The 6,797-nt window shown below is 70.5% G+C and carries 6 protein-coding genes; 4 read left to right on the forward strand and 2 right to left on the reverse strand.

Annotated elements, in window-relative coordinates:
- Nucleotides 1-127 precede the first annotated feature (127 nt).
- The 4 genes from AB0P35_RS03165 (at nucleotide 128) to AB0P35_RS03180 (ending at nucleotide 3,401) form a co-directional block, all read left to right on the forward strand.
- Entirely contained in the window at nucleotides 128-658 is a 531-nt protein-coding gene (locus AB0P35_RS03165) for a CBS domain-containing protein (protein ID WP_363505720.1), read from the forward strand.
- Nucleotides 659-1,007: 349 nt separating this feature from the next.
- On the forward strand, nucleotides 1,008-1,544 hold the full coding sequence (locus AB0P35_RS03170) for a hypothetical protein (RefSeq protein ID WP_363505723.1): 537 nt from the start codon (nucleotides 1,008-1,010) through the stop codon (nucleotides 1,542-1,544).
- Nucleotides 1,545-1,656: 112 nt separating this feature from the next.
- Nucleotides 1,657-2,283, forward strand: coding sequence for a class F sortase (locus tag AB0P35_RS03175; protein ID WP_363505726.1), 627 nt, complete (start codon nucleotides 1,657-1,659; stop codon nucleotides 2,281-2,283).
- A 725-nt stretch (nucleotides 2,284-3,008) separates the two neighbouring features.
- Nucleotides 3,009-3,401: a hypothetical protein gene (locus AB0P35_RS03180; RefSeq protein WP_363505729.1), complete on the forward strand. Its 393-nt coding sequence runs from the start codon at nucleotides 3,009-3,011 to the stop codon at nucleotides 3,399-3,401.
- Between the two features lie 570 nt (nucleotides 3,402-3,971).
- On the opposite strand, the gene AB0P35_RS03185 is transcribed toward AB0P35_RS03180, so the two are convergent.
- A complete protein-coding gene (locus AB0P35_RS03185; RefSeq protein ID WP_363505732.1) occupies nucleotides 3,972-5,900 on the reverse strand; it encodes an autotransporter in 1,929 nt (642 codons plus the stop codon).
- A 78-nt stretch (nucleotides 5,901-5,978) separates the two neighbouring features.
- On the reverse strand, nucleotides 5,979-6,797 hold an 819-nt coding region (locus AB0P35_RS03190; RefSeq protein ID WP_363505735.1), incomplete at its 5' end, for an AbfB domain-containing protein.

Below are 6,797 nucleotides of genomic sequence, written 5' to 3' on the forward strand. Positions count from 1 at the left end.
GAACCTCGGGCGGGGCCGATGGACCCTTGCTCGCCGTCCCGGTCGGCGGGGGAGTCTGAGGTCATGGCGACGACGAGGCGACCGCCGCGGTCCGGTGCGTCGGCGCCGCCGCTACGGAGGAGATGCCATGGAACCGCCGCCCCGCGTTGAGACGCCGCCAGGCGAACGGCTGGTCGCCGACGTGATGAGAACCGCGCTGTACGCCGTCACTGAGGAAGAGAGCGTTCTGGTGGCGTGGGAGCTGCTGGAAAGGTCGGGGGGCCGGCACCTGCCGGTGGTGCGCGTGGACGGCCGCTGTGCGGGACTGCTCGACAAGGCCGACCTCGCGATCGCGTGCGCTCAACCGGCCACCGCGCTGTCGCGAACGACCGTCCGTGAGCTGCTGCGGGGCCGCCGCCCTGCTCAGGTTCACCCTGGCGACACGCTGCACCGCGCGGCGGTCGTCCTCAGCCTTGCCGGTGCCGACGCGCTCGTGGTGGCTGCTGAACGCGGGATCCTGGTGGGCCTGGTGACGGCCGGCGATGTGGTCGCCGCGTTCGCCGGCCAGCAGCCGGCCGCCTGGACGGCTCCGGCCGACGGCCCGCCCGGCGGCGGGCCGCACGTCCTGCTGCCCGGTCTTCCGCCACGCCGGCAGGAGCGCCGGACCGGGGTGCCGTGAGGCGGGCACACGGTGCGAAGGGCGCATCCGACGCGAGAAGGAGCACGCGGGACCGTGAAGGCGTGCCGTACTGGTTGTCGAGGCGGTACGAGGCTTTCGACCGGGGGACAACCACGCCACCCCTGACGGCCTTCAACGGCTGCTGTCCCGCAGCCGCCGGCCGGGCGATCACGGCCCGAGCCGGGCAGCGCCGTCCGGTCTCGATTCCGTGCGCTGTGGCGGGGCCGTCGAAGGAGGCTTGCCAAGCGCTGAGTACCCATTTGGCTGCGCCGGCGGGCAGTTGCCCCCGGGAATCCTCATGCTCGGGTGCGGCGGAGATCCTGCCGCCCATGACGTACGAGGAGCGCGGATGTCAGCACTGACCAGGAGAATAACTGCCACGACAGTTGCAACTGGGGCTCTGGCCGCAGTTTTCGTGTTCGCCGGCCCTGCGTACGGGGACGGGGTCTCTTCGCCGTTCAAGGGCCGCACCGAGAGCGGAAACCTCGTTGTGCGGAGCGGGGACATCATTGTCTGCTTCGCAGAGAACCAGGTGGTGGTGGCCGACACCGAGGGCAAGTTCCGTCAAACCGACGGGCCCGGCACGAGCTTCACCACACCGGCCGGGGCCGCGTTCAAGACCCTCGACACCGGGAAGAAGTTCCCGCCCCTGCAGAACGGCGGCGTCGAGGTGAGCTTCGGGGGCGCCAGCGCTGTGGTCACCTGCCCCAAGAGCCTCGTTCCGGCGACCTCCGCGTTCGTACCGAAGTCGACCCTGGCGGGAACCGGGGGCTCGGTCACCGGAGTGGACGTGATCAAGAGCTCCGCCGGTGGCGCGCTCGCCGTAGCCGGGATCGCCGGCGCTGCCGTCGTGCTGCGCCGACGCCGGGTCGGCAGCGCCGAGTGACCGGCCCACGCCGGCCGACGTGTGCTCTCCGGGGGAGCGCCGTCGGCGGCCGGGCGACGATCGGAAGGTGAAACGGGTGGGACGACCACTCTCACCAGGGGGCCGTGCGGGCTTGATCCTGGCCGGTGCCGCGGTGGGTGTCGGAGTGTGGCTGGTCCAGACGGGGACCCGGACGTCGGCCCCGCCGCGTCCAAGCGCCGCCGACGCGTGGCGTCATCCCGTTCCGACACCGCGTACCACCCCACCCGACGCAGAATCCGCCGTGTCGGGAATGGCGTTCTCCAAGCCGACGCGGATCCGGATCCCCAGGATCGGCGTCGACGCCCCGATCGTCGAGGTCGACCTCGACGCGAACGGGAACCTGCCGGCACCGTCGGCAGCAGACCGCCGGCCGGCCGGCTGGTACCGGCAGAGCGCTGCGCCCGGAACCGCCGGGAATGCCGTCATCGACGGCCATGTCGATGGCCTCGACGGACCGGCCGTCTTCTACTCCCTCGGCGCGCTGCACAAGGGCGACACCATCGAGATCACCCGCGCTGACCGCAGTATTGCCGAGTTCACGGCCGATGCCGTCGAGGTCTACCCGAAGGACGCCGTCCCTGCTGATCGGGTGTTCGGCGCTGCGGACCAACCCCAACTGCGCCTCGTCACCTGCGGCGGTGCGTACACCAAGACCACCGGCTACCAGGGCACGGTGATCGTCTACGGTCGTTTCACCCGGGCTGTGCCCGCTTCCTGACGTTCTCGACCGTCGTCGACGCCGCCCCGATCCGGGGCTCTGGCCTGGTGGAAGAAGAGACCGGACGAGCCGTCGTGCATGCAGGCGGGCGGGCGTGAATCCGGGTGGGCGACGGGACTCCTGCGCACACTCGGCACCCCGCGACCGGGCGGCCGAGGCTCTGCACCTTGCCGAACCCACGAGAGGCCCGACGGCACCGGCGGCAGTGGGTCGGGCCGAGCCGCAGGCGACTACCGCGACGTCCCGCTTCCAGCCCGCACCAGGCAGAGCATCGAGTGGTACGCCGACACGTACGGCACCGTGGACGGCCACCTGCGCCGGGTTCGTCGCCGGTACCGTCCGGCCGCCGCTTCCCGCCCAATGAAGCTGTTCCAGTGGGTGGTTCCTGATACGTCCGGTCTCTCCCCCCGGGGGGCGTCGGTCGCCTCCTCCGCGTAGAAGCGGGTGGCCGCCACAGGGCCGCACATCTGCGAGCAGCGACCGGGTGTCTCTACCGGTGCTCCGGACGAGCGACCCGGCGAGGTACCTGTCAGAAGTTCCGAACCCACTTGGCCCCACCACCCGATCGAGTGAGGCCCCGAAGGTGCCCCGCCAGGCTGGGGCGGGTCGGCAGCGGCGAAACGAGCTCCCCGGTCTTCCACCGCTGGCCCTCCGGAACCGGACCCCGGCCGGGCGCGTCCGGATCCGGAGACAGCGGTGATCACTTTGGGGGCGGCATGGAGTCAGTGAACGACCGGCGCAGGGCCGTTGGCTGTGTGTGGGCGTTGGTGCGGGTGCTGGCGGCGTTGGTCTTCGCGACGGGCGGCCTTCTTTTTGCCTCGGACCGCGTCCGAGCGACGTGGCACTGGTGCTTGACACAGGACCATGAGCCCGACCCCGACGGGTTCATGGCCTTCATGGCGGTGTGGGCCATCATGATCGTCACGCTGCTTGTGCTCGGCGCGGTGCTCCACGGTCTGCCGAAGGGCCGCTGGTGTCTGCTGCCGGCTATGGCTGTCGCGGCTGCCGTTCTGAGCTGGCTCTACGTGATCGGGATGGGCTCCCCCGCCCCGCTGAAGCCGGGGGTCCCGGAGGAGGCCGCGTGCTGGACGATGGCAACCTTTCCCTTCCTCGGCTGAGCCGTCGATCCGCTCAGCTCTGCAGCGTCTCCGGGGACACGCTGGTGAAGGCAGGGCAAAAGACGAGCCCTGCCACAAAGTCTGACGCGGGACACTCGCATCTCCGCCACCGCCTGCACCGAGAAGTTGGTCCGGCGGGTCGCCACGCGCGTGATCTCCCCGCACGGCTTGCACCCGGACCCCATCCGTACGGAGGTGAAGCGCGGCCGCACGGCGGAGCCGCATCGCAGGCACCGGCTGCGCCACGGCTCCCGGGGGAGGGCTCCACCGGCGTGAAGCCGGCCGACCGCATGAACTCCTCGGCCTCCTCGCCGCTGAGGCGCACCGACCCGTTGCACGCCGAGCAGCACACCTCACTCGCCCGGATCTCGGCGGGGCGGGGGTAGCGGATCTGTCCGCACACCGCGTGCAGCGCCTTCCAGCCCTGGTGGACACCCGGGTAGTCGGCGAGCGGCTCCCACCCAGCCTGGACGAGGTCCGCGGTCGCCCTGTCTGTCTGCTCGGCCAGGTACCGCGCGCTCAGGGCCGCCTTCGATCGTCCCCGTGCGAAGTGCTTTTGGTGGGCTGGTGTCAGTGGCCGCGCGAGCGGTGGCGGTCGATGGGCCCGTGTCTGCGCCGAATCCTGAGGGCGAGGAGGACGAGGCCGGCCGCGGTCGCCAGGGCGGCGGCGACCGAAGCGAGTGTCCCCCAGGCCATACCGCCCGCCCGGGCGGCGGCCGTGCCGTCGGTGGACCCCGCCGGGGCCGAAGGGGCGGCCTGGCCCGGGGGCCCGTTCGAGGGGCTTGCCGACGGGGAAGCGGATTCGGTGGCCGTCAGCTCGATGTGACCGGCCGTGCGGGCGACCGAGAAGGCCGCTCCTCCCACGCTGAGGGTGTCGCCGGAGAGCGCGGCGTCCTGCGAGCCCACGGTGAAGCTCCGGACCCCGCCGGGCAGAATGATCTTCGCGCCCGTGACGACCTCCAGCTTGCGCAGCGTCGTCGATTTCGCCGCGCCGAGGTCGAGGACCGCGGACGCACCGGTGAGGGCGACCCCGCTGGACGAGGCGAGCGAGGCACCGGCCACCGCGAGCGTCCCCTTGGCCACGGTGGTGGCGCCGGTGTAGGAGGCGGCGGTCAGCGTCGTCGTCGCGGTGCCGTTCTGTGTGACCGATCCGGAGCCGGACACAGCCGGGAGGGTGACGGGCGTCCGGACGTTCTGAATGATCAGCGAGCCCTCGTCGCTGATCGCGTCGAGAGCACCCTTCGTGTAGAGACTCCCGTCCGCTCCTGCCGTCCCGGATCCGAAGCGCAGCGTGGCACCCCGCTGGATGGTGGTGGAGCCGTCGTAGAACTGCGCGGCGGCGAAGGTGACGTCGTTCCCGGACGTGCCGGCGATGACGATGTCGCCCGCCCCGGGGGCGGCGAGGGTGTCGTGGTACTTCCCGCCGCCGATGGGCAGGCCGAGGGTGACCGGGCCGTTGTAGTTGAAGGTCAGCCGCGAGCGCCGCGAGTTGGCGTGCAGGTTGATGTACGCCGTTTCGGCCGTGCCCGGCATGAAGATCTGGTGGGTGGTGCCGTCCCCCCACTGGACGTCGGCGCCCTCGATGTTGGTGCCGCGCTTGTTCAACTGGTGGGCGATCGGTACCAGGTTGAGGTTGCCGTTGCGCAGCGCCGGCGAGGCCGTGCCGGTGTTGTCACTGTAGCTGTAGGTGCCCGTCAGGACCACCTTACTGCCGGGCCGGGAGTGGACGTTGACGTCGTTGCCGTATTCGCGGCTGTAGAAGTTCTGGCGCTGGACGACCGTCTGGTTCAGCGGGGTGTCGATGATCCACGAGCCGCGGTTGAGGACGGCCTTGGCGTTCGGCAGGTCGGCCGCGCAGGTGGTGGCGGCGTAGTTGGCGCCGGTGCCGATGTCGAACACCCCGGAGAAGGGACTGCGTCCGCACAGCTGGAGCGTGCCCCACATGTTGCGGGGCTGGAAGATCGTCCCGGAGCCGCTGATGGTGCCCAGGTTGAACAGCCGCGTGAGCGACAGGTTGAGCGTGCCGTCGACCCGGATGTTGTCCTGGTTCTGTTGGTAGCCGGGCGAGTTGTAGGGGAAGGCGCCGATCAGGCCGGTGGTTCCGCCGTTGCCGTACTGCAGGGTGGCGCCGGCGTCGACCGTGATCGCAGGCCGGTCGGGGTTGTTGACGACCACATAGGGGTGGTTCCCGCCGGGGATGCTGACGGACTGGCCCTGCTGGGAGCCGGGCAGGGTGAAGGTGCTGTCCCTGGTGAGGATCAAGGTGCCCGTGCCGGAGACCCGCAAGGACCCCTGCCCGCTGATCACCCCCGAGTAGGTGTGCGACCCGGGCGGTACGTTCACGACGGCGTTTCCGCCGAGGACCACGTCGCTGTTGGCGAGGATCGACGAGGTGATGTCACCGTCGGCCGCGACGGCGCCGGTCGGCGCCAGGGCCACGGGCACGGTCGTCGCCGCCACGATCGCGGACGCCAGCAGTGCATGCCATGAACGTTTCATCGGGGTGCTTCCTGGGTGCCGGGCAGAGAAGGAAGGCGGTGCCGGCACGCTCCTCGGAGGCGCCGGCACCCGGTCGGGTCAGCTGGTCACGCGGAAGGTGGCGTCACCGCGTCCGGTCGCGGTGGTGATCGGGTCGAGCTTCAACTCGTACGCGTAGTGCCGGATGTAGTGGTCGGGGTGGTTGTACGACTGGAACGACGACCAGGTGGAGTCGGCGAGTCCGGCGACCTGGCGGAAGGTCGCGTCCTGGGCGAACTGGCTGCTGCCGTCGTTGTAGGCCAGTTGGAAGTCGAAGTTGGAGTGCCGCAGGAAGTACCCGGGGAAGTTCACCGACTCGAAGGAGACGGTGCCGGTGCCCGCGAGGCCGGTCCGCAGCCGGAACCGGGAGTCGTCGGCGGGGTTGACGTTCGGGTCGATGCGCACGTCGAAGTTGGTGTGCCGCACGTACCGGTCCTGGAAGTTGAACGACTGGAGCCGCTGGGCGGGGGTGTTGGGCCAGCGGGCGAGCACCCGGCTCTCCTCGGCGGCCGTCAGGTTGAGGATCCAGCCGTGGCGCTTCTTCGTGCCGCCCATGTTGTAGTCGCTCGACGCCTGCCGCTGGTAGACGGCCGGGTTGGACGGGTCGGTGGTCAGGACGGGCATGTAGCCGCCGCCGCTGGCGTACTGGTCGAGGTAGAGGGCCCACTTGTCGGTGCCGTTGAACTTCATCCACATCGGGCCCTCGACCTGGGATCCGGTGAGGCCGATGCCGGAGAGGTTGCCGAGGTTGGTCCACGTCCCGAGGATCGAGTTGCTGCCCTCGAGGGTGATCTGTCCGTCACCGGAGGCCCGCACGTAGCGGAAGTTGCCGACGCCCGACGGCACCTCGATGATCTGGGTGTCGATGATGTTCTGGGT

Origin of the sequence: Kitasatospora sp. NPDC085879, assembly GCF_040686255.1 — a bacterium.
Classification (GTDB): Bacteria; Actinomycetota; Actinomycetes; order Streptomycetales; family Streptomycetaceae; genus Kitasatospora.